Below are 19,805 nucleotides of genomic sequence, written 5' to 3'. Positions count from 1 at the left end.
ACCCCGGCTAGCCATCGCAAATGACAACCGTTATCGTCTGGTGGTCGGGGATCCCCTGAACATCGGGAGTGCGCGGTGGGACATGTGCTGGTGGTCGAGAGCTGGGTCGGTGCGATGAGCACCCTGCTGCCCCGGGCGATCCGGGAAGCCGGACATCGGTTCACCTTCCTGACCAGGAACCTGCACCACTACCTGGGCCGGGGCAGCGGCGACGGGGTGCACCCGCTGCTCACCGCGGACAATGTGATCACCGCCGAGACCAACGACCCGGACCTGCTGCTGCCCCAGGTCCAGCGGCTGCACGAGGTACTGCGCTTCGACGGTGTCGTCACCTCCTGCGACTACTACCTCGGCACCGTCGCCCGGCTGGCCGCACACCTGGGTCTGCCGGGTGCCCGGCCGCAAGCCGTCGAGTACGCCTGCCGCAAGGACCTGGCGCGGCAACGGATGCAGGCGGCCGGCCTGCCCGGCCCGGGTTTCGCGATCACCGAGGACTGGCCGGGTGCCGAGGCCGCCGCGCGTACGCTGGGCTTCCCGCTGGTGATCAAGCCGGTCGACCTGTGCGCCGGAATGTTCGTCCGGCTGGTGGCCGACCGGACCGAACTGCGCGAGGCCTTCGACGCCCTCGACGCGTTCCCGGTCAACGCCCGTGGCCAGCAGCGCGCACCACAGGTGCTGCTGGAAGAGGTGCTGGTCGGGCCGGAGGTCAGCGTCGAGACCGTCACCATCGACGGCACGACGACGGTGCTCGGCGTGACGGACAAGAGCCTGGCCGGCGAGCCGTGGTTCGTCGAGACGGGGCACATGTTCCCCGCCGCCCTCGACGCCGCGACGGTCACCGCGGTGGGCGACACGGCGGTCGCCGCCCTCGCCGCGGTCGGGTTCGACCGAGGAGTGGCGCACACCGAGCTGCGGCTGACGGCCGCCGGGCCGCGGGTGGTGGAGATCAACCCACGCCCGGCGGGCAACCAGATCACCGAGTTGGTGCGGCGGGCGACCGGGGTGGATCTGCCCATGGTGTACGCGCAGCTCGCCCTCGGTGAACAACCGGACGTCACAGTGACCGACACGGGCGTGCGCAGCGCGGCCATCTCGTTTCTGTTGCCGCCCCGCGCCGGGACCGTCGCCGGGATCGACGGCTCGGCCACGGTGGCCGCAGCGCCCGACGTCGTCGACTGGGCGGTGAAACCCGTTGGGCACCGCACCGGCGACGCGGTGAGCAACAACACCTACCTCGGCCATGTCATGACTGTGGACACCACCGGCCTCGGCGCCCGCGCTCGCGCCGAGGAACTCATCGCCGGCCTGCGTGTGCGGTACGCCGACGAGCTGGCCGGGGCGCTGGCGTGACGACACCGACGCCGGTGGAGACCGGTGAGCCGTTCATGTCGGTGACGGACCTGATCGACGCCGTCAACGCGGCCCGATTCGGTCCCGATCCGGCCACCGAGCAGGTCAGCGTCGCGTTCACCACCCGGCAGGGTGCCCGGCACGCCGGACGCGGCCGCAGCTACCGCAACCACGTACTGAGTCTGCGGGTGGGCGCCACCGTCGGTTCCTGCTCGACGGAGCCGGCTGAACTGACCGACGACGTCGCGTACGACTGCGTGGGTCGCAGCGTCGCGGAACTGCTCACCCACCCGGTGCCGGCGATCCGCGTCGCGGCCCTGGACGCCTACCTCGCCGCGGCCCGTCCGCACGCGCACGCTGCCGACGACGCGGTCACCATCCCCGCCGGCACCTCGCTGGCCAAGTCGACCGCCAGAGCCGCCGCGGTGGTGGACCTGCTGCCGGTGGCCCGGGGGCAGCAGGTCCTGGTGGTCGGCGTGGTCAACTCCCTGCTCGGCCAACTGCGCCGCCGCGGCATCGGCTACCTGCCCTGCGATCTGGCGGGCGGCAGCACCGAGTGGGACGAGCCGTGTCTGCCGGACGCCGACGCGCTGCTGGAACGCTGTGACGCTCTGCTGGTGTCCGGAATGACGCTGGGCAACGGCACCTTCGAGCCACTGCTGCGGCATGCCCGGGCCACCGGCAAACCGATGGTGGCCTTCGCGCAGACCGGCAGCGCCGTCCTGCCGTGCTTCCTCGGCGCCGGGCTCAGCGCCGTGTCCGCCGAACCGTACCCGTTCTTCTGGCTCGACGGCGGGCCGACGACGGTCTACCGCTACCGCGCCGCCGCCGGGTCGCCATGCTGACCGGCGCCGCGCCGGGAACGTGCGCACCACACCTGCTGGACCTGCTGGGGCGCTCCCCGGTGGCGTACGTCGACACCCCGCTGCCGCACCCGCACGGCGGCTTCCACGCCAAGGTGGAGTATCTGAACCCCGGCGGCATGAAAGCACGCGCCGCCGTGGCCATGCTCCAGGCCGCCCGGCAGCGCGGTGACCTTCGACCGGGAGCCACGGTGGTGGAGTCCACAAGCGGCACCCTCGGGATCGGGCTGGCGTTCGCCGGGCAGGCCCTGGGCCACCCGGTCATCCTCGTGGTGGACCGCGACATCGAACGACCGATGCGGGCGCTGCTGACCGCCTACGGGACGGTGGTCGAGGTGGTCGAGCAGCCGCACCCGGTCGGCGGTTGGCAGCAGGCCCGCCTGGACCGACTGCACGAGATCCTGGCGCGCATCCCGGACGCCTACTGGCCTGATCAGTACCACAACCCGGACAACGCCGCCGGTTACCGCACTCTCGCCGCCGAGCTGACCGGGCAGGTCGAGGCCGTCGACGTGCTGGTGTGCAGCGTCGGCACCGGCGGGCACAGCGCCGGCCTGGCCCGGGCGTTGCGGCGGCACTGGCCCCGGATGCGGCTCGTCGGCGTCGACACCGTCGGCTCGACGATCTTCGGTCAGCCCGCGCGGCCACGGCTGATGCGCGGTCTGGGCAGCAGCATCTTCCCCCGCAATGTCGACTACACCGCCTTCGACGAGGTGCACTGGATCGGCCCGGTGGAGGCGGTGGACACCTGCCGCCGGCTGGCACGCTCGGCGTTCGTCACCGGCGGTTGGAGCACCGGCGCCGTGGCCCGGGTCGCCGCGTGGATCAGCCGCATGCAGCCCGGCGCGCGGGTGGTCACGATCTTCCCGGACGGTCCGCACCGCTACCTCGACTCGATCTTCGACGACGCGTTCTGCGCCGCCCACGGGCTGTTCGCCCCCGCACCGGGCCACCCGATCGAGATTCCGTACCCGGACGCCGTCGAGGTCACCCGGTGGAGTCGCTGCCGGACCGTCCGCGACCCGCTGCGCCGCCTGGCGGTGCCGGCATGAGGCTCGGCTGGCGCAGCTACCCGCTGCGGCTCCGCGAGCCGCTGCGGATCTCCCGCTCGACGATGCCGGGCCGCGACGCCGTGCAGGTCGAGCTGTCCCACGACGGCTTCACCGGCCACGGCGAGGTCGTCACGAGCGTCTACTACAGCCTCGACCTGGCCGCCATCCTCGACCTGCTCGCCGGGCTCAGGGACCGGGTGCGCGGCTACGGCGAACCCGAGACGCTGGTGGCGGACCTGCCCGCGCTCGCCGCTGAGCTGCCCGCCGGGGTGCTGGCGGCCCTGGACGCCGCCGTCCACGATCTGGTGGGCCGGAGCGCCGGGATGCCGGTGCATCGGTGGCTCGGCCGGCCGGATTTCGCCCCGGTGCCCACGGCTCACACCATCGGCCTGGTCGCCCCCGGGGACGCGGCCACCACCGCTCGGGCGCTCGGGCGGCGCGGCTTCCAGTTCGTCAAGGTCAAGTGCGGCGACGCCGCTGACCTGGCCCGCATCGCCGCCGTACGCGTTGCCGCGCCGCAGGCCCGGCTCCTGCTCGACCCGAACGGCGCCTGGACAGCCGAGCAGACCGTGCGGCTGCTCGACACGATGCGCCCGTACCGCATCGACGCCGTCGAGCAACCCATCGCGCCCGGAACACCGCAGCTGCTCGCCTGGATCAGCGCGCGCACCGAGGTGCCGGTCATCGCCGACGAGGACGCCGCCACGGTGGCGCACCTCGACGCGCTCGCGGGCACGGTCGCCGGCATCAACATCAAACTCGCGAAGTGTGGCGGCATCCACGCCGCACAGCAGATCGCGGCCACCGCCCGCGCGTACGGCATGGATCTGATGCTGGGCTGCCTGGTGGCCAGCTCGCTGGGGATCGCACCAGCGGTGCACCTCACCGGCGACGCCCGCTGGATCGACCTGGACGGGCATCTGCTGCTCGCCGACGATCCGTGGACCGGTATCGGCGGCCACGACGGTGTCCTGCGGCTGACCGACGAACCCGGTCTCGGCGTGCGGGCGGCCCGATGAACACGTGGGCCACACTGCGCAGCTTTCCGCTGCCGATCCGACTGCTGGTGGTCAACCAACTCGGCGTCAACATCGGCTTCTACCTGCTGCTGCCCTACCTCGCCGGCTATCTGGCCGACGACGTCGGCCTGTCCGCCGCCGTGATCGGCGTCGTGCTCGGCGTGCGGAACCTCAGCCAGCAGGGCCTGTTCCTGCTGGGCGGCTCGGCCGCCGACCGGCTCGGTGCCCGCGGCGTCATCATCGCCGGCTGCGCCCTGCGCGCCGTCGGCTTCGGACTGTTCGCCCTCAGCACCTCGTTGCCGCTGCTGCTTGCCGCGTCGATCCTGTCCGGGTTGGCCGGGGCGCTGTTCAACCCGGCGGTGCGCACCTATGTGGCGCAGGCCGCCGCCGACCGGCGCGCCGAGGCGTTCGCGTTGTTCAACGTGTTCGCCAGCGCGGGCGCGCTACTCGGCCCACTGCTGGGCTCGGCACTGCTGCTTGTCGACTTCCGGGTCGCCGCGTTGACCGCCGCGGCGGTGTTCGCCGCGCTCACCGTGGCGCAGGCGGTCTGGCTGCCCGCCCAACCGGTGACGTCCAGCGCGGCCACCGTCTGGCAGGACTGGCGCACCGGCATCGCCGACCGCCGGTTCCTGGCCTTCAGTGTGGCGCTGGCCGGCATGTTCGCATTGCAGACCCAGCTGTATCTGATCCTGCCGGTGCAGGCGGAACACGTCACCGGGCAGCCGGTCGCGGTCGCGGTGCTGTTCGTCGTCTCCACCGTCGTGACGCTCACCCTGCAACTGCCCCTGACCGGCTGGCTACATCGCCGGGTCAGCCGCGGTACGAGCATCACCGCAGGCATGGCCGTGATGGGAGCCGGTTTCCTGCTGCCGCTGCTGCGGGTGGAGTCGGCGCCTCCGGCGCTGCGGCTGCTGCCCGTACTGGCCGCTGCCGTTCTGCTCACCGTCGGGGTGATGATCACCCAGCCGTTCGTTCTGGAGCTGATCCCCACCTTCGCCGGGCCGGGACTGACCGGCACCTATTTCGGCCTGTTCTACCTGGTGTCCGGGATTCTCGCCGCCGGCTGCACCACCGCCGTCGGCGCGGCGGTGGGCGGCTCCGGAGGCGCCGGTGTGCCCGCGGCGGCGTGGCTGCTCACCGCCGGTGTCGGGCTGGCATCGGCAGGCGCGGTGTGGCTGCTGCGCCGTGGCGGCCTGCTCACCCCGGCACCGGCGACACCGGCGGCGGCGTCGGCGGGCGTGTCATGAGCGGAGAGAACCTGCTCACCGACAACCCGGAGCTGTACGAACAACAGTTTCCCGACCCGGGCCACATCGCCGCCCGGTTCGTCCACGACCTCGTACGCCGATTCGCCGACCGCGCCGTCGCCGCGCCCCGGCTGCTCGACGTCGGTTGTGGCACCGGTCGCGACGCCGGGCACCTCGCCACCCTCGGTTACACCGCCACCGGGTTGGACATTTCGGTGCCGATGTTGACCTACGCGCAGCGCCGCCATCCCGGAGTCCGGTTCGTGCACGCCGACCTGCGCACCTTCGACCTGACCGGCCACTTCGACGTGATCACCTGCCTGGACAGCGCGTTGCTGTACTGCCACCACAACGCCGACCTGACCGCGTTCCTGCAGCGCTGCCGCCGGCACCTGCGGCCCGGTGGGCTGCTGGTGGCGGAAATGCGCAACGGCGCCTTCTTCCTCGGCAGCACCGAACTCCTCGACGGTGCCCGCACCCGCAGCGTGACCTGGCGCGACGTCACGTACACCTCCGCTACGCGGCTGTGGATCGACCACCGCGAGCAACTGCTGCGCCGTGAACGCGTCTGGACCTGGCCGAACTGCCCGCAACCGCTGGTACAGACCTCGGCGTGGCGGCTGCTGTTCCCCGCCGAACTGCGGCACCTGCTCGACACCGCCGGGTTCGACGTGGTGGCCCTGTTCGACACCCCCGGGCCACGGACCGACCCGCCCTGGCATCCGGCGGCCGCGCTGTCTGACGCCCTGTCCGGCGACCGTCTGCACCTGGTCGCCCGCCGCCGCAACGAGGCGGCGTAACTCGCACCTGCGTATCGAAAGGACATCCCCATGATTCACCCTCCCGTCACCGCGCCGCGAGTATCTCGCCGTGGCCTGCTCGGCGGCGCCGCCGCCGTCTCCGCCGCCCTGCTCACCGGCTGTGGCCCGGGTCAGGACCCGGCCACCACCTCGTCCGGGCAGCCCCAGCGCGGCGGCCGGCTGCGGGTGGCGTTCGCCGGCGGTGGTGTCAACGAGACGTTGGACCCGCACCTGGCGAACCTGTTCAACGAGGCATCACGCGCCAAGGCGATGTTCGACAAGCTCGCCGACTACGGCCCGGACGTCTCCATCCAGCCCCGCCTCGCCGAACGCTGGGAGCCCAGCGGCGACCTCACCCGCTGGCGGATCACCCTGCGCCAGGCCACCTTCCACGACGGCAGGCCGGTCCGCTCCGCCGACGTGCTCTACAGCTACACCAGGATCACCGACCCGAAGCGGGCGTTCCGCGCCAAGGCCAGCCTCGGCCTGCTCGACCTGCCCAACAGCCGGGCCGTCGACGACCGCACCCTGGAGTTTGCCCTCAAGCAGCCCTTCGCGGAGTTCCCCAACGCCCTGGCCGCGTTCGGCGCGTACATCGTCCCCGAGGGCGCCGACAGCTTCGAGCGGCCCGTCGGTTCCGGGCCGTTCACCTTCGACTCCTGGCAACCCGGCCGGTCGCTGCTGCTCAAGCGGTACGACGGCTACTGGGAGGGCGCCGCGCACCTCGACGAGCTGGAGTATCTGATCAGCAACGAGGAGTCGGCCCGAGTCAACGCCCTGCTCGCCGGCCAGGTCGACTACGCGCACGACATCACCCCCACCACCGCCCGTACCCACTCCGACGGCGGCCGGATGACCGTCACCCGGATGCCGAACAGCACCATGCAGTCGTTCGCCATGAAGGTCGACCGGCCACCGTTCGACAACCGCGACCTGCGCGAAGCCATGTTCCTGCTCACCGACCGCCAACAGTTGGTCGACACTGTCCTGGCCGGTTCCGGCCAGGTCGGCAACGACCTGTTCGGCAAGGGCTACCAGTACTACGCCGACGACATCGCCCAGCGCACCCGCGACCTCGACCGGTCCCGGTTCCTCATCGACAAGGCCGGCGCCAAGGGGCTGCGGATCCCGCTCGACACCGCGTCGGTGGCCAGCGGTTTCGTCGAGGCCGCCAGCGTCTTCGCCGAACAGGCCAAGCAGGCCGGGCTCGTCATCGAAACGGCGATGGGCAACAAGGACACCTACTGGAAGGACATCCTCAACTCCGGTGTGCTGGCCTCGTACCGCTCCGGTGCCATGCCGATCGAAACGCACATCTCGCAGCGGCTGCTGACCAACTCCACCACCAACGCCACCAGATGGGCCCGCCCCGAGTTCGACGCCCTTTACGCCAAGGCCATCTCCAGCGCCGATGAGGCGACCCGCCGGCAGGCGTACGGTGACATGCAGCGCACCCTGCACGCCGAGGGCGGATTCCTGATCTGGGGTTTCGCGGACTTCCTCGTCGCCACCGCGCCTCGCGTCGGCGGGGTCTCCTCCGACGCCCCGGCCAACACCCTCGACTGGGCCCGTTTCGACAAGGTCTGGCTGGGGTGAGTCTGCCCCGCTACGCGGCCGGTCGGCTGCTGCTCGGCCTCGGGCAGGTCGCCGGGATCACCACAATCGTGTTCGTGCTCACCGAGGCGTTGCCCGGTGACGCCGCCGTGGTGATCGCCGGCGACCAGCCCGACCCGGCCCGCATCGCCGCGATCCGGGCACAACTGGACCTCGACCGACCGGCCTGGCAGCGCTACCTCGACTGGCTGACCGACCTGATCCGCGGTGACCTCGGCGTCTCGCTGATCTCGCAGCGGCCGATCGTCGAACGCCTCGCCGACAGCGCGGCGGCCACTCTGCTGTTGGCGGCGGTGACCCTCCTCGTGCTGGTACCACTTGCCATCGCGTTGGGCATGCTGGCGGCCCGCCGGGAAGGGGGACGACTGGACCGGATGGTGTCGGCGGTGTCGGTCGCGCTGTACGCGGTACCCGAATTCGCCCTGGCGATCCTGCTCATCGCCGTCTTCGGCGTCCAACTCGGTTGGCTGCCGCCCACCGCGTTCGGCGCGGACCTGCTCGCCCGTCCGTCCGTGCTCGTGCTGCCGCTGCTGGTGCTGCTCGCTCGGCCGATCTGCACCATCAGCCGGCTCACCCGCGCCGGCATGCTCGACGCCCTGCGCGGCGAGCACGTGCGCCATGCCCGACGGCTCGGCATCACCGGCAGCCGGCTCTGGCTTCGCCACGCCCTGCCTGGTGCGTTGGCACCCGTGGTGCAGCAACTCGCCCGCACCACAGACTGGCTGCTCGGCGGCGTGATCGTCGTCGAGGCGGTGTTCGTCATCCCCGGCCTCGGCACCGCTCTGGTCGACGCCGTGTCCACCCGGGACATCCCGACCGTGCAGGCGTTGTGCGTCCTGGTAGCCGTCACCACCGTGGTGGTGAACCTGGCCGCCGACCTGGTGGCGTTCCGCCTCGCACCCCGGATCGGGGCTGTCCGATGAGGCGGCTGCGCACCCTCACCGGGGCACTGCTGCTCGCGGTGCCGCTCGCGCTGGCCGTGTTCGGCCCGCTGCTGGCCGGCGAGGCGGGCGACCGCACGTTCCCGTTCTCCGGCGACGGTCCGCTGGGCACCGACTTTGTCGGCCGCGACGTGGGGCAGCAGGTCCTGCTCGGCGGCCGGTCCGTCGTCGTGGTGGCCGTCTGCGCGACGCTGCTGGCGTACCTCGTCGGTGTGCCGGTCGGGCTGCTGGCCGCCGCCACCCGCCGCCGGTGGGTCGACGAGCTGCTCATGCGCCCCCTCGACCTGATGCTGGCGGTGCCGTCGCTGCTGCTGCTGATCCTGCTGGCCGCCACCGCGCCGCCCGGGCCCCTCACCCTGGTCGGGATCGTCGCGCTGATCGGGCTGCCGGAGATCGCCCGGATCACCCGGGCCGCCGCGCTGCCGCTGGCCCACGGGACGGCCATGGAGGCGATGCGCCTCTACCGGGAGACCTGGTGGCGGCGCGGTCCCGGCTACATCGGTACCGGCATCCGGCGGATCCTGCTGGCCGACGCCGGGGTCCGGTTCATCGGCGCCATCTACCTGGTGGCCACCGCGAGTTTCCTGGGCATCGGCGTGGCACCCGACGCCGCGGACTGGGCCGTCATGGTGGACCGCAATCGCACCGGCCTGGTCCTCCAACCCTGGGCCGTCGCCGTGCCGGCCGCGCTGATCATCTGCCTGGCCGTCGGTCTCAACCTGGTCACCGACCGGATGCTGGTCACCCCTGCCGTGCCCAGCCCCGCACCACCGCCCGTACCAGCCACGACCGGCGACCGCCCGCACGCGCAGAACGCCCTCCTTCAGGTGCGGGAGCTGACGGCCCTGGCCGTCGACCGGACGCTTGTCGACGGCGTCTCGTTCAGCCTGCCGGCCGGGGAGATCCTCGCCGTGATCGGCGCATCCGGCAGCGGCAAGACCACCACCGCCCGGGCCCTGCTCGGCGAGGTAGCCCCCGGCGTCACTCTCACCGGCAGCATCACCCTGGCCGGCCAGCCGGTCACGACCGTCAGCCCGCCCCGGCCCGGCACCGTCGGCTACGTGCCCCAGCAACCCGGCACCGCACTCAACCCCGTACGCCGCATCGGCGCGGTGCTCCATGAGATTGCCCGGCACCAGGCACCCGAAGACAGCCGCAGCGCCCATCGGAGCGCGGTGACGGCGACCCTCGAACACGTCAGCCTGCCGACCGATCGCCGGTTCCTGCGCCGCTTCCCACACCAGCTTTCCGGCGGTCAGCAACAACGTCTCGTCATCGCCCACGCCCTGCTGGCCCACGCCGTGCTGCTCATCGCCGACGAACCCACCACCGGCCAGGACGCGATCACCCGCAACGCCGTCGCCCGGGAACTGACGAAACTCGCCCGCGACGGTATCGCCGTCATCCTGCTCAGCCACGACCTGCACCTCGTACGAGCCGTTGCCGACCAGATCCTCGTGCTGCACCGAGGTGCCGCCGTCGAATCCGGCCCGGCCACCGAGGTGCTCGCCGTGCCGCAGCACCGACACACCCGGCAACTGCTCGCGACGCCACCGGCCGGGCCACCGGCGGTGGCCGGCGAGGACCGGCCGCTGCTGCGCGTCACCGGCCTGAGCGCCGCCCACCGCGACGGCGGTCGACACCGCGACGTGCTCCGCGACGTCAGCCTGTCCGTCTCCGCCGGGCAGTGCCTGGCGGTGGTCGGCCGGTCCGGCAGTGGCAAGACCACGCTCGCCCGCTGCATCGCCGGCCTGCACCCCGCCCGCACCGGCCAGGTGATCCTCGCCGAGCACCGCCTCGCGGCACAGCTCGACCAGCGCCAGCCCCACGAACTCGGGGCGGTCCAGTACGTGTTCCAGGACGCCCGTGCCAGCTTCAACCCCTACCGGCCGGTCCTCGACCAGATCGCCGGGCCCGCGCGACGCCTGCGGTACGCCGCGCCGGACCAGGCCCGTCACACCGCCCTGCACCTGCTCGAACGGGTGGGTCTCGCCGAACACACCGTGATCCAACGTCCCGACCGGCTCTCCGGCGGCGAACTGCACCGCGCGGCGCTCGCTCGTGCCCTCGCCAGCGAGCCCCGCGTCCTCATCTGCGACGAGACGACCGCCGGACTCGACAGCGTCACCCGGCACGGCATCCTCACGCTTCTCGACGAGCTGCGACGCACTCTCGGACTGACCGTGGTCATGATCAGCCACGACCGCGACGTCGTGGCCCACCTCGCCGACCACATCGTCGTTCTCGACGACGGAACCGTCGTCGACAGCGGACCGGCCGACGCTCTGCTCAACCACGCACACCACCCGCTGACCCGCGCGCTTCTGCACATCCACCCGGCGACCGCCGCGGCACCGTCGAACCCATGACCGGAGGCACCATGCAGCAGTACCGACGCAACGTCGGCCCGTACGACGTCCAGCCGGCCGACCAACAGCACCTCGACGGAGCGCGAAGCGTCATGCTCGACACCTTCTACCGCGACTTCGGCTACGGCTACCGGCCCGACTGGCACCGGGACGTCATCGACCTCGACGGCACCTACCTCACGCCGCAGCACCACGCCCTGTTCGTCGCGACCAAGGGCGACGAGGTCGTCGGCACCACCGGGGTGCGGGCCGGTGGGCCCAAGAGCCCACCACACCCGCGTTTCCTCGCCCAGCGCTACCCGGACGTGACCACCGCGCAGCTGTTCCGGGTCTACGTCCGGCCGGAACACCGACGCTACGGCCTCGCCCGGGCACTCGTCGGCCTCGCCATAGACTTCGTCACCCGGCAACCGCACTACCAGGCGCTCTACCTGCACACGGATCCGCGCATCGATGGTGCCGAGCCGTTCTGGCGGAGCCTGGCCACGTCGATCCACGACCCGCGTGACGGCGGCGACGACATTTACCAGACCGTCCACTTCGAGATCGCGTTGCCCGGCCGCCCCCGTTAGCGACCGGGCAGACCTCGTCGCGCTACGCCGAGCGTTCGGCGGCAGCCCGTGCCGGGCCCGATTCCGCCTCCACCAGTTGGCGGCGCTTGTTGTTGCTGAGCCACCGGTGCGATCCGGGCTTGCGGGCCTCGTTCGTGAGGTGGGCAACGGCGAACCGGTAGGTGAGAGCCTTCAGTTTCGCGCCGAAGCGGCCGCCGACGTACATCCTGTTCGCGGTGTCGTCCCGGCCCGCCAGTTGGTAGATGCCGGCCTGGGTGCCCAAGCCGACACACATGGCACCGAAGAAGACACTCGCCGGCTCGGCGGGCGTACCCGCGATGTGCCGTAGCACCGTGTCCGCGGCGTGCGCGCCGAGGCAACTCGCCGTGTACGCGCTCATTCGGTACGGCACGCCCGACGGCGCCACCGAGTCTCCGGCCGCGACGATGCGTTCGTCGTCGACGCTGGTCAGCGTCTCGTCGGTGATCAGGCGCCCGAGGGCGTCGGTCCGCAACCCGCTGCGCGTGGCCAGATCCGGTACCCCGAAGCCTGCGGTCCAGATGGTGATCGTGCTCGGCAGCGTACGACCGTCACCGAGCCGCACGGCGTCCCGCGTGACCTCGGTGACCTCGGTGCCGGGACCGGCCAGGACGTCCACGCCGATCCTGGTGAGCGACCTGGCGGCGGCGCGTCGGGCCCGTGGGTGCAGGTACGCGCCGAGCGTACCCCCGCAGACCAGACTGACCCGGTGCCCCCGCTCGGCCAACTCGGCGGCGGTCTCGATGCCGGTCGGCCCGGCGCCCACGACCGTCACCGGAGTCGCGGGGCCCTGGTCGTCGAGGATCGAGCGCAGCCGCTGCGCTGCCTCGAGGGTGGCCATCGGGTAGGCGAACTCGGCCGCGCCGGGAACGCGCGATTCGGCGCTCGCGCTGCCCGCCGCGTAGACAAGGTAGTCGTAGCCGAGTGTGCCGGCCCCCAGCAGAGTCACACTGCGCTGAGCCGCGTCGATTGCGGTGACGGTGTCCTGGATCAGCCGCACGTCTTCGGCCAGCACCTGCCGGTAAGGCACGACCGCACCGTGGACACCGGCGACCACGTGGTGCAGCCGGAGCCGGATGACGAAGTCCGGTCGCGGATTCACCACGGTCACGGTGACGTCGTCGCGCTGCATCAGGCGATTGGCCGCCATCACGCCGGCGAATCCGCCGCCGACCACTACCACCCTGGTGTTCCCTGCCATGTCTGACTCCCTTCGCGGACGGTTCAACCCCCGAGACACCGGCAGAGCCCCAGGTGTGACTGGCGTGGCTCACCTCACTTCCTGCCGCCGCCATCCCGACTGGTCGGCGGCGGTGGAACGGCGTGATCCCCTGACGGGATCGACAGGCCGTCAGGGGATCACCGCGGAGTCGGGTCAGAGCACCGCCACCGCCGCGTCGTCATTGCCCGGCATCCGGGTCACGCTGGGCAGGAGCGGATCGGTCACTGCCGATCGTCGACTCGCCTCGTCGGTCGGGCAGATCGCGGTTTGCAGCAACGTGTACCAGGCAATGTCGATCGGGTGTGGATCGGGCAGGCCGATCTGGTAGTGGCTGAGGTTGATCCCGGAGGACACCTGGCGGGCACCGTCGCGGCTGTGCATCGAGTACGTCAGGTGACCGATGACCGCGCCGTCATGGCCCCAGAACTCGCCGCACGGCGTGGGCAGTGAGTAGATGCCGAGCCCGTAGCTGCCGGCTTCGGGTTGCTCCGGCAGCATCGGCACCCCGGTGAGCATCTCGTCGAGGGTGGTCGGGCTGAGCAGGTCACCGCCGAGCAGCGCCCGGAAGAAGGTGTTCAGGTCTGCCGTGGTGGCGATCATCTCGCCGGCCGTCCATGCCCAGCTCATGTTGAAATCGCTGAGGTCGCGTACGCCGAACGGGGCGAAGTAGGCACCACTGTGCGGGCCGCGGATCCTCGGGTCGACGCCGGGGAAGGATGTGCCGGTGAGCTTCAGCGGACGCAGGATGCGCCGCTGCACCTCGGCTGCCGCATCCTTGCCGGTGATCTTCTCGATCAGCAGGCCGGCCAGGACGTAGTTGGTGTTCGAGTAGCTGAACCGGGCGCCGGGTGCGTTTGTCGGCGGCATGGCCAGGCCGATGGTGACCAGGTCCGCCGGAGCGTACGTGGTGACCTGCATCTGGTTGATCGCCGCGTACGAGTCGAGCATGGCGTTGGTGTAGTTGCCGATGCCGCTGGTGTGGTTCAGCAGCATCCGGACGGTGACCTGGTCGCCGAGCTCACCCGGCACGACGTCGGGCAGCCACTGTCCGATCGGGTCGTCGAGGCCCAACCGGTCCTCGTCGACGAGTTGGAGCACGGTGGTGGCGACGAAGGTCTTGGTGATGCTGCCGATCCGGTGCCGCAGGTGCGGCTGCATCGGCCGAGGTCTGGTCAGGAACGCCTGGCCGGCGGCGTCACGCCAGTCGCGCCGGCCATCGCGCACGGCGACCAGGACGCCTGGGGCGCCGGCTTCGGGTACCGCGGCGAGTGCGTTGCGCAGTTCGGCGCGGTCCAGCCCGCCGGCGGTTGGCCCGGCTGGCGGACGCGGCTGCGCTGCGGCGGATGCGGGTACGACAGCGATCGCGGTTGCCAGCGCCACGCTGGACGCCACGATCTTCAGTGTCCGAAATGTACGTGACATACAGACATGCTCACCGGGTCCGACCCTGGTCACATCCTGCTCAGGCGGGAGATCCGGCTCCCGCTGCGGTACGAAGGAGAGTCAACCGATCGACGCACGGCCGGGCTGTCGATGTTCGACTTTCCGGTTCGAGCGGCAACTCTCGGGGTGCGTCGTGCCGTCGTCATGCCAGGCAGGCGGGGTTTGGCGACTGCGGCGACGGGGGTAGAGAGCGTCCGCTCGTCAGCCAACCCCCGAAGGAGACGGTCATGTCGGTGCAGGCGTTCCTCTATGTCGTCGCGGTCATCCTGCTCGTGCTCGCCGCGTTGCCCCTGCCTACCCGGGGCGTCTCGCTCGCGCTGCTCGGCGCGGCGTGCGCCCTGCTGGCCTACGCCTGGCCGGCGATCACCGGTTAGGAAGAACCCAACCGTGCTCGTCCGAGGAGCCCTGCCGTCGCTGTGGCAGGGCTCCTGCCGTTGTCGCCGCCTGTGGTGCACGCAGCGGGTGGGGTGGTGGACTCACCGTGTCGGTCGGCGGGCGGCCCAGACGCTGCGCTCGGTTCGGACGGCGAGATCGCTGCGGCGCAGAATGCTGTGCTGGCTGTCGGTGTCCAGCAGCCGGTCGAGTGCGGCAAGATCCTCGGGGGCGAGGGCGTCGGCGACGCTGTGGCGGATGCGCTGGAGGCTGGTCTGGGCGTAGACGCCGACCCGCGTGTCGTTCGAGCCGTTGACCCGCACGGTCAGCCGGCGCTCAGCTTCGACTGTGAATCCGGCGGCGGTGAGCAGCGGCCCCCAGTCGGCGCCGCGGTGGGGAAGGTGCGCGGCGTGGACGCGGGCGCCGGCGGCGTGGCAGCGCTCTTCCAGGCCGGGGCGGTCGTCCGGGGCGCTCTCGGGGAGGAATCGCGGGAAGCCGGCCAGTTCCACGACGGCGAACAGGCCGCCCGGGGGCAACAGGCCGTGGACCGCGCGCAGGACCTGGTCGGGGTGGGTCATGTGGTGCAGCGAAGCGGAGGCCCACACCAGGTCCGGGGTGCCGAGGTCGGGCCAGCCGGGCTCGTCGAGGTTGGTCTGGACGGTCCGCACCCGCTTCGTCTCACCTCGGCCGTACGCCTTGTCCCGCAGCCGCTGGAGGTGCCCGGCCGAGGAGTCGACAGCGGTCACGTGCGCTTCGGGGAAGCGGTCGAGGAGGGCGAAGGTTCCCGCTCCGGTGCCGCTGCCCAGATCCACGATCTGGCGCGGGGGAGTGTCGACAGGTAGCCAGGCCGTGATCTCGGTGAGGTGCGCCGCGAGGACTTCCGCGTCCAGGTCGAGGATCTCCGCCTGTCCGGCATCGTGGCATGCGCGGTGGGCTGCGTGGGTCATACCCCGACGTTAAGACGGTCATGCGCACGCGGCACGATCGCTTCCCGATTACGCAAGACGGTGGGCGAGAGAGTGGCCTGACACGCAAGAACGATCGTCTGCGCGGCGCCTGTGGTGGTGGGACGAGCCGTCACCGTCGCGGGTTCTCGTTCTCGCGCTGCTGGTGTCCGCGGCGGGCGTCGCGGTCGAAGATGCCCAGGATCTCGCAGGGGCGACCGTCGGCGCCGATGGCGTGCGGCAGCATGGTGGGGAACTCGGCGGCCTGGTTGGTCTCGAGGCGGAAACGCCGGTGGCCGAGCAGCAGGACCGCAGTGCCGGACAGGACCACGAGCCATTCGCGGCCAGGGTGGGCGCGCATGCGGGCCGGATTGTCCGGTGGCGGCTCGGTCATCCGTTGACGGACGACGGACATGCCCGGATCGGCCTTTATGGGCCAGCGCATCAACCCGTGGGCGCCATCGATCATCGGGCTGGTGACGATGTCGTCTGAGGCGGTCTCCACGAGCTGGTCCAGAGTGGTGTCGAGGGCGCGGGCGAGCGTGACGAGCTGGTCCAGGGCGAGGCGGCGCTGGCCGTTCTCGATGCGGCTGAGCGAGGACTGACTGAGCCGGGCCCGGGTGGCCAGTTCTTCCAGGGACCAGCCCTGGGCGACCCGCAGAGCGCGGATCCGTTTGCGTACGAGGCTGTCCAGGTCACCATCATCTTGCGTCATAAGCAACATCGTATGCCCCTGGGGCAGTGCGTGGTTAGCGTCGTGCGTACCAGGCCCGGACCATTCGGGCCGTTCGCAGAGGGAAAGACCGATGACCTTCGTACGGCGCACCCTACGCCGCACTCCGCAGGCCCTTGACCCGCTCCGGGGCCTGCCCTCGGTTCGCCGATCGATACCGCGCCCCCTTGCCGAAAGGAATTCATGAGTACGTACCAGCCGGCGGAGCTGAGCACAGCGGCGCGGGACGATGCTGTGGTCAGCGGAAGCGCGCCAGATGCCCGTCAGCTTCGCTTGATCCTGATCGCGGTCTCCGTCGCCCTGATGGCCGTGATCGCTTCCGTCTCGGGCCTGAACGTGGCCCAGACCCATCTCGCAGTCGACTTCGGCGCCGCACAGACCACCGTCCTCTGGATCATCAACAGCTACACCCTCACCCTGGCTGCGCTGCTGCTCCCGCTCGGTGCCCTGGGCGACCGGTTGGGTCGCAAGCCCATGCTGATCGCCGGGCTGGTCGTGTTCGTTGCGGCGAGCGTCGCAGCGGGCCTTGCGCCGAACGCCGAGATCATGATCGCGGCACGGGTGCTCAGTGGTGTCAGCGCCGCGATGATCATGCCGATCACCCTGGCGGTGATCACCTCCACCTTCCCCGAGCGCGAACGCGGCAAGGCGATCGGCGTCTGGACGGGCGTCGCCGGTGGCGGTGGCATCCTCGGCATGTTTCTCTCCGCCCTGCTCGTCGACGTGGCCTCCTGGCGCTGGCTGTTCGTCCTGCCCGTGGCCCTGAGCATCGTGGCCCTGGCCATGGCGGTGCGGTCGGTGCCCAACTCCCGCGAGTTCTCCGCCCACCCCTTCGACCTCCTCGGCGCGTTGACCTCCAGCGTGGCCGTGGTGGGGCTCATCTACGTGCTGCACGAGGCACCGGAACGCGGCTGGAGCGACCGCGTCACCATGATCAGCCTCGTCGTCGGCCTGGCCGCACTCATCGCGTTCGTGACCTGGGAACTGTGGCGTCGGGACGCCTCGCTGTTGGACGTCCGCCTGTTCCGCGAGTGGGATCTGGCCGGTGGTTCGCTCACGCTCCTGGTCGTCTTCGGCGTCCAGGCAGGCATCGCCGTGGTCCTCTTTCCGTTCTTCCAGGCCGTGCTCGGCTGGTCCGGACTGCTGTCCACCCTCGCGATGATGCCCATGGCGGTACTGATGATGATCACGTCCGCGCTGGCCCCGCACCTTGCCGCCCGCATCGGCTCCCGATCCACCGTGGCCCTCGGTGTCGCTCTGGGTGGCGTCGGTCTCACCCTCATGGCCATGGTCGTCTCCGTGGACGGCGGCTACCGCTCCGTCCTGCCCGGCATGCTCGCCATGGGCATCGGCATGGGCTTCTCGATGGCTCCCTCCACCGAGGCGATCACCAGCTCCCTGCCCGTTGCCAAGCAGGGTGTCGCCTCCGCCCTCAACGACATCACCCGTGAGTTCGGCACCGCGCTCGGCGTCGCCATGCTCGGCGCACTACTGTCCGCCGGCTACCGCGTTTCCATCGACGACAAGCTGCACGGCATTCCCGCCGACACCGCCAGTACCGCCCGTGAGGGTGTCGCCAACGCCCTGGACGTGGCCGGGGAATCCAGCTCCCACGGCCCGCAGGTGATCCACGCCGCGCAGCAGGCGTTCGTGGACGGGTGGCGGCAGGCCATGGTGGTAGGCGCCGCCGTCATGGCTGTCATGTTCCTCGTCGTCCTGGCCGGCGGCCCCAAGCGCCGCCCCGCACCACCGGCCGAGGTGACCGGAGCCACCGGGACCGTCCCGCGCTGACCTGGTGCTGGTGGTGAGCTCGCGGACACCACGGTGACTGTCGAGCTGGCATGCTCTGGGAAGTGTCGGGACTGATCGGGGGAACCGCCGGGCGCCGGGAAGGGACCACCATGGGCACCGAGTTGGCCGACATCCTGGATGCGGCAGCCCAGGGGCACTTCCCGGCGCCGGACGGCGGCGTCACCGTGGTGCCACAGCCGAGCAGTCGTGATGCCGGAGTGGTCGCCTTCACCGCCCACTCGGTGGTCTTCACCGATGAGGACCCGTTGTGGGTGCGCCGCATCCTCGCGTCGCTCGACTGCGACCCCCTGGCGGCCACGATGAATCCGGCCTTTCTGCACGCGCTGCTCGACCGCACCCGGCGCGCCATGGACACGATCGACCTCCTGACCGTGGCGAGCCCGCTGGCCGGTAAGCCTCCGCTGGACCTGGCAGAGGTGGCCAACGCGGATCATCCACGTCGGATCAGGGCCGGTAAGCGCCGTGACGGGCTGCGCGTCTGGGCGGCCGACGGCGGAATCGTCATCCTCGGCCGCGGTGTGGCAGGCCGCTGGGAGACGGCGATCGAGGTCGACGAAGGTCATCGAAGCCGGGGCCTCGGGCGGGCACTGGCGACCGCCGCCCGGCACCTGGTGCCCGACGGCCAGCCTGTCTGGGCGCAGCAGGCCGCCGGCAACGCACGCAGCGTCCGCGCTTTCCAGGCGGCTGGCTTCCGGCCGGTGGGAGCCGAAGCGCTCCTGATCTGCACGTAGTGCGGTGTCCAGCGACGTTCGCAACGCTTCTGGACACCGCACCTGGCGACACCGAGCGCGGTGGTGCGGGCCGGGGTGGACGCGTCAGCTCAACCTGAAGGCCACGTTGTCGACGTCGAAGGTCGTGACGCCGTTGCCGGCCGTCTCGCTGGCGAGGAAGCTGACCGTCGCGGCGCGTTCGGTCGTCGCGGTCCCGGACGACATGGTGTACTGCCGCCACTCTGCTCCTCCGTCGAAGGCCAGGGAGAACCGGGTCTTCGGGGGGATGCCGGTTACTGCCAGCCCGACGTTCAGGTAATCGCCACGGCGGGTTTCGGTGGTGGTGGTCCGGACCCAGAAGCGGACCGTCAGGTCGCAGTTGGCCGGGACCGTGACGGTGGTGCGCAGCAGGTCGGTGCGGGTGACGTCCAACCCGGCGAAGGTGGCGTACGCGCGGCCGGTGCGCGCTGGCCGGGTCGTGTCGCCGAGCACGACAATGCGGGGGCCGGCCTCCCAGCCGGTGGTGCCCCGCTCGAACCCGGGGTTGGGATGGATCTGCCCGGTGCAGGGCGGGTCGGCTGCCGGCTGGCCGGCGGGCGCGCTGCCCGTGGTCAGGAGCAGCAGAGCCGCAGCGAGTGTGGTGGTGACGAGGACCTTCATCAGTTCTCCCCGAAGCAAGGCATTCGAGACGGTCAATCGACCATGCTTCACGGAGGTTGGCGCG

18 protein-coding genes are annotated in these 19,805 nt (G+C 71.1%); 13 read left to right on the top strand and 5 right to left on the bottom strand.

All coding sequences use genetic code 11. The features are described from left to right. The first annotated feature begins 75 nt into the window (after positions 1-75). Genes Vse01_RS18615 through Vse01_RS18565 form a run of 10 tightly spaced genes read left to right on the top strand, consistent with a single transcriptional unit; the run spans position 76 to position 11,827 of the window. Positions 76-1,350: an ATP-grasp domain-containing protein gene (locus Vse01_RS18615; RefSeq protein ID WP_093408835.1), complete on the top strand. Its 1,275-nt coding sequence runs from the start codon at positions 76-78 to the stop codon at positions 1,348-1,350. Beyond that, a complete protein-coding gene (locus tag Vse01_RS18610; RefSeq protein WP_232511389.1) occupies positions 1,347-2,195 on the top strand; it encodes a Rossmann-like domain-containing protein in 849 nt (282 codons plus the stop codon). Before Vse01_RS18615 ends, Vse01_RS18610 begins: the two co-directional genes overlap by 4 nt. After that, on the top strand, positions 2,189-3,265 hold the full coding sequence (locus tag Vse01_RS18605; RefSeq protein WP_093408832.1) for a PLP-dependent cysteine synthase family protein: 1,077 nt from the start codon (positions 2,189-2,191) through the stop codon (positions 3,263-3,265). Before Vse01_RS18610 ends, Vse01_RS18605 begins: the two co-directional genes overlap by 7 nt. Beyond that, positions 3,262-4,284, top strand: coding sequence for an enolase C-terminal domain-like protein (locus Vse01_RS18600; RefSeq protein ID WP_093409070.1), 1,023 nt, complete (start codon positions 3,262-3,264; stop codon positions 4,282-4,284). Before Vse01_RS18605 ends, Vse01_RS18600 begins: the two co-directional genes overlap by 4 nt. Then, positions 4,281-5,531 (top strand): MFS transporter, encoded by a 1,251-nt coding sequence (locus Vse01_RS18595; protein WP_093408830.1) that lies wholly within the window; start codon positions 4,281-4,283, stop codon positions 5,529-5,531. The genes Vse01_RS18600 and Vse01_RS18595 overlap by 4 nt, the downstream gene beginning before the upstream one ends. Then, positions 5,528-6,331 (top strand): class I SAM-dependent methyltransferase, encoded by an 804-nt coding sequence (locus tag Vse01_RS18590; protein ID WP_093409067.1) that lies wholly within the window; start codon positions 5,528-5,530, stop codon positions 6,329-6,331. The genes Vse01_RS18595 and Vse01_RS18590 overlap by 4 nt, the downstream gene beginning before the upstream one ends. A gap of 30 nt (positions 6,332-6,361) precedes the next feature. After that, the gene (locus tag Vse01_RS18585; RefSeq protein ID WP_093408827.1) at positions 6,362-7,927 is read left to right on the top strand and encodes an ABC transporter substrate-binding protein; all 1,566 of its coding nucleotides are present in this window, start codon (positions 6,362-6,364) and stop codon (positions 7,925-7,927) included. After that, positions 7,924-8,868: an ABC transporter permease gene (locus Vse01_RS18580; protein WP_198413234.1), complete on the top strand. Its 945-nt coding sequence runs from the start codon at positions 7,924-7,926 to the stop codon at positions 8,866-8,868. The genes Vse01_RS18585 and Vse01_RS18580 overlap by 4 nt, the downstream gene beginning before the upstream one ends. Then, entirely contained in the window at positions 8,865-11,255 is a 2,391-nt protein-coding gene (locus Vse01_RS18570) for an ABC transporter ATP-binding protein/permease (protein ID WP_093408822.1), read from the top strand. The genes Vse01_RS18580 and Vse01_RS18570 overlap by 4 nt, the downstream gene beginning before the upstream one ends. Further along, positions 11,252-11,827, top strand: coding sequence for a GNAT family N-acetyltransferase (locus tag Vse01_RS18565; protein WP_204019255.1), 576 nt, complete (start codon positions 11,252-11,254; stop codon positions 11,825-11,827). Before Vse01_RS18570 ends, Vse01_RS18565 begins: the two co-directional genes overlap by 4 nt. A gap of 22 nt (positions 11,828-11,849) precedes the next feature. Here the strand turns inward: Vse01_RS18565 and Vse01_RS18560 are convergent, their stop codons facing one another. Both Vse01_RS18560 and Vse01_RS18555 read right to left on the bottom strand, forming a co-directional pair. Next, positions 11,850-13,046 (bottom strand): NAD(P)/FAD-dependent oxidoreductase, encoded by a 1,197-nt coding sequence (locus tag Vse01_RS18560; RefSeq protein ID WP_093408819.1) that lies wholly within the window; start codon positions 13,044-13,046, stop codon positions 11,850-11,852. A 174-nt stretch (positions 13,047-13,220) separates the two neighbouring features. After that, the gene (locus tag Vse01_RS18555) at positions 13,221-14,459 is read right to left on the bottom strand and encodes a serine hydrolase domain-containing protein (protein ID WP_232511397.1); all 1,239 of its coding nucleotides are present in this window, start codon (positions 14,457-14,459) and stop codon (positions 13,221-13,223) included. 278 nt (positions 14,460-14,737) lie between these two features. Between Vse01_RS18555 and Vse01_RS18550 the strand changes: the two genes are divergently transcribed. Continuing rightward, the gene (locus Vse01_RS18550; RefSeq protein ID WP_170863566.1) at positions 14,738-14,884 is read left to right on the top strand and encodes a hypothetical protein; all 147 of its coding nucleotides are present in this window, start codon (positions 14,738-14,740) and stop codon (positions 14,882-14,884) included. Positions 14,885-14,986: 102 nt separating this feature from the next. On the opposite strand, the gene Vse01_RS18545 is transcribed toward Vse01_RS18550, so the two are convergent. Both Vse01_RS18545 and Vse01_RS18540 read right to left on the bottom strand, forming a co-directional pair. Further along, entirely contained in the window at positions 14,987-15,829 is an 843-nt protein-coding gene (locus Vse01_RS18545) for a class I SAM-dependent methyltransferase (RefSeq protein WP_093408814.1), read from the bottom strand. Between the two features lie 130 nt (positions 15,830-15,959). Next, on the bottom strand, positions 15,960-16,541 hold the full coding sequence (locus tag Vse01_RS18540) for a helix-turn-helix domain-containing protein (RefSeq protein WP_170863565.1): 582 nt from the start codon (positions 16,539-16,541) through the stop codon (positions 15,960-15,962). Positions 16,542-16,742: 201 nt separating this feature from the next. On the opposite strand from Vse01_RS18540, the gene Vse01_RS18535 reads away from it, so the two are divergent. Then, positions 16,743-18,350 carry a DHA2 family efflux MFS transporter permease subunit gene (locus Vse01_RS18535; protein WP_093408809.1) on the top strand — a complete coding sequence of 536 codons (1,608 nt, stop codon included), beginning with the start codon at positions 16,743-16,745 and terminating at the stop codon, positions 18,348-18,350. Between the two features lie 110 nt (positions 18,351-18,460). Next, entirely contained in the window at positions 18,461-19,102 is a 642-nt protein-coding gene (locus tag Vse01_RS18530) for a GNAT family N-acetyltransferase (protein WP_093408807.1), read from the top strand. Between the two features lie 84 nt (positions 19,103-19,186). On the opposite strand, the gene Vse01_RS18525 is transcribed toward Vse01_RS18530, so the two are convergent. Further along, positions 19,187-19,741 (bottom strand): hypothetical protein, encoded by a 555-nt coding sequence (locus Vse01_RS18525; RefSeq protein ID WP_093408804.1) that lies wholly within the window; start codon positions 19,739-19,741, stop codon positions 19,187-19,189. Between the last annotated feature and the right edge of the window lie 64 nt (positions 19,742-19,805).

The organism is Micromonospora sediminimaris, assembly GCF_016863575.1.
Taxonomy (GTDB): Bacteria; Actinomycetota; Actinomycetes; order Mycobacteriales; family Micromonosporaceae; genus Micromonospora; species Micromonospora sediminimaris.
Note: the sequence above shows the minus strand (reverse complement) of the source record. Positions and strands in the feature narration are given on the sequence as shown.

Excerpts from the sequence above, each read along its gene's own strand:
- Vse01_RS18605 (WP_093408832.1), top strand. The coding sequence starts at position 2,189 with ATGCTGACCGGCGCCGCGCCGGGAACGTGCGCACCACACCTGCTGGAC.
- Vse01_RS18600 (WP_093409070.1), top strand. The coding sequence starts at position 3,262 with ATGAGGCTCGGCTGGCGCAGCTACCCGCTGCGGCTCCGCGAGCCGCTG.
- Vse01_RS18595 (WP_093408830.1), top strand. The coding sequence starts at position 4,281 with ATGAACACGTGGGCCACACTGCGCAGCTTTCCGCTGCCGATCCGACTG.
- Vse01_RS18590 (WP_093409067.1), top strand. The coding sequence starts at position 5,528 with ATGAGCGGAGAGAACCTGCTCACCGACAACCCGGAGCTGTACGAACAA.
- Vse01_RS18585 (WP_093408827.1), top strand. The coding sequence starts at position 6,362 with ATGATTCACCCTCCCGTCACCGCGCCGCGAGTATCTCGCCGTGGCCTG.
- Vse01_RS18570 (WP_093408822.1), top strand. The coding sequence starts at position 8,865 with ATGAGGCGGCTGCGCACCCTCACCGGGGCACTGCTGCTCGCGGTGCCG.
- Vse01_RS18565 (WP_204019255.1), top strand. The coding sequence starts at position 11,252 with ATGACCGGAGGCACCATGCAGCAGTACCGACGCAACGTCGGCCCGTAC.
- Vse01_RS18560 (WP_093408819.1), bottom strand. The coding sequence starts at position 13,046 with ATGGCAGGGAACACCAGGGTGGTAGTGGTCGGCGGCGGATTCGCCGGC.
- Vse01_RS18550 (WP_170863566.1), top strand. The coding sequence starts at position 14,738 with ATGTCGGTGCAGGCGTTCCTCTATGTCGTCGCGGTCATCCTGCTCGTG.
- Vse01_RS18545 (WP_093408814.1), bottom strand. The coding sequence starts at position 15,829 with ATGACCCACGCAGCCCACCGCGCATGCCACGATGCCGGACAGGCGGAG.
- Vse01_RS18540 (WP_170863565.1), bottom strand. The coding sequence starts at position 16,541 with ATGACGCAAGATGATGGTGACCTGGACAGCCTCGTACGCAAACGGATC.
- Vse01_RS18535 (WP_093408809.1), top strand. The coding sequence starts at position 16,743 with ATGAGTACGTACCAGCCGGCGGAGCTGAGCACAGCGGCGCGGGACGAT.
- Vse01_RS18530 (WP_093408807.1), top strand. The coding sequence starts at position 18,461 with ATGGGCACCGAGTTGGCCGACATCCTGGATGCGGCAGCCCAGGGGCAC.
- Vse01_RS18525 (WP_093408804.1), bottom strand. The coding sequence starts at position 19,741 with ATGAAGGTCCTCGTCACCACCACACTCGCTGCGGCTCTGCTGCTCCTG.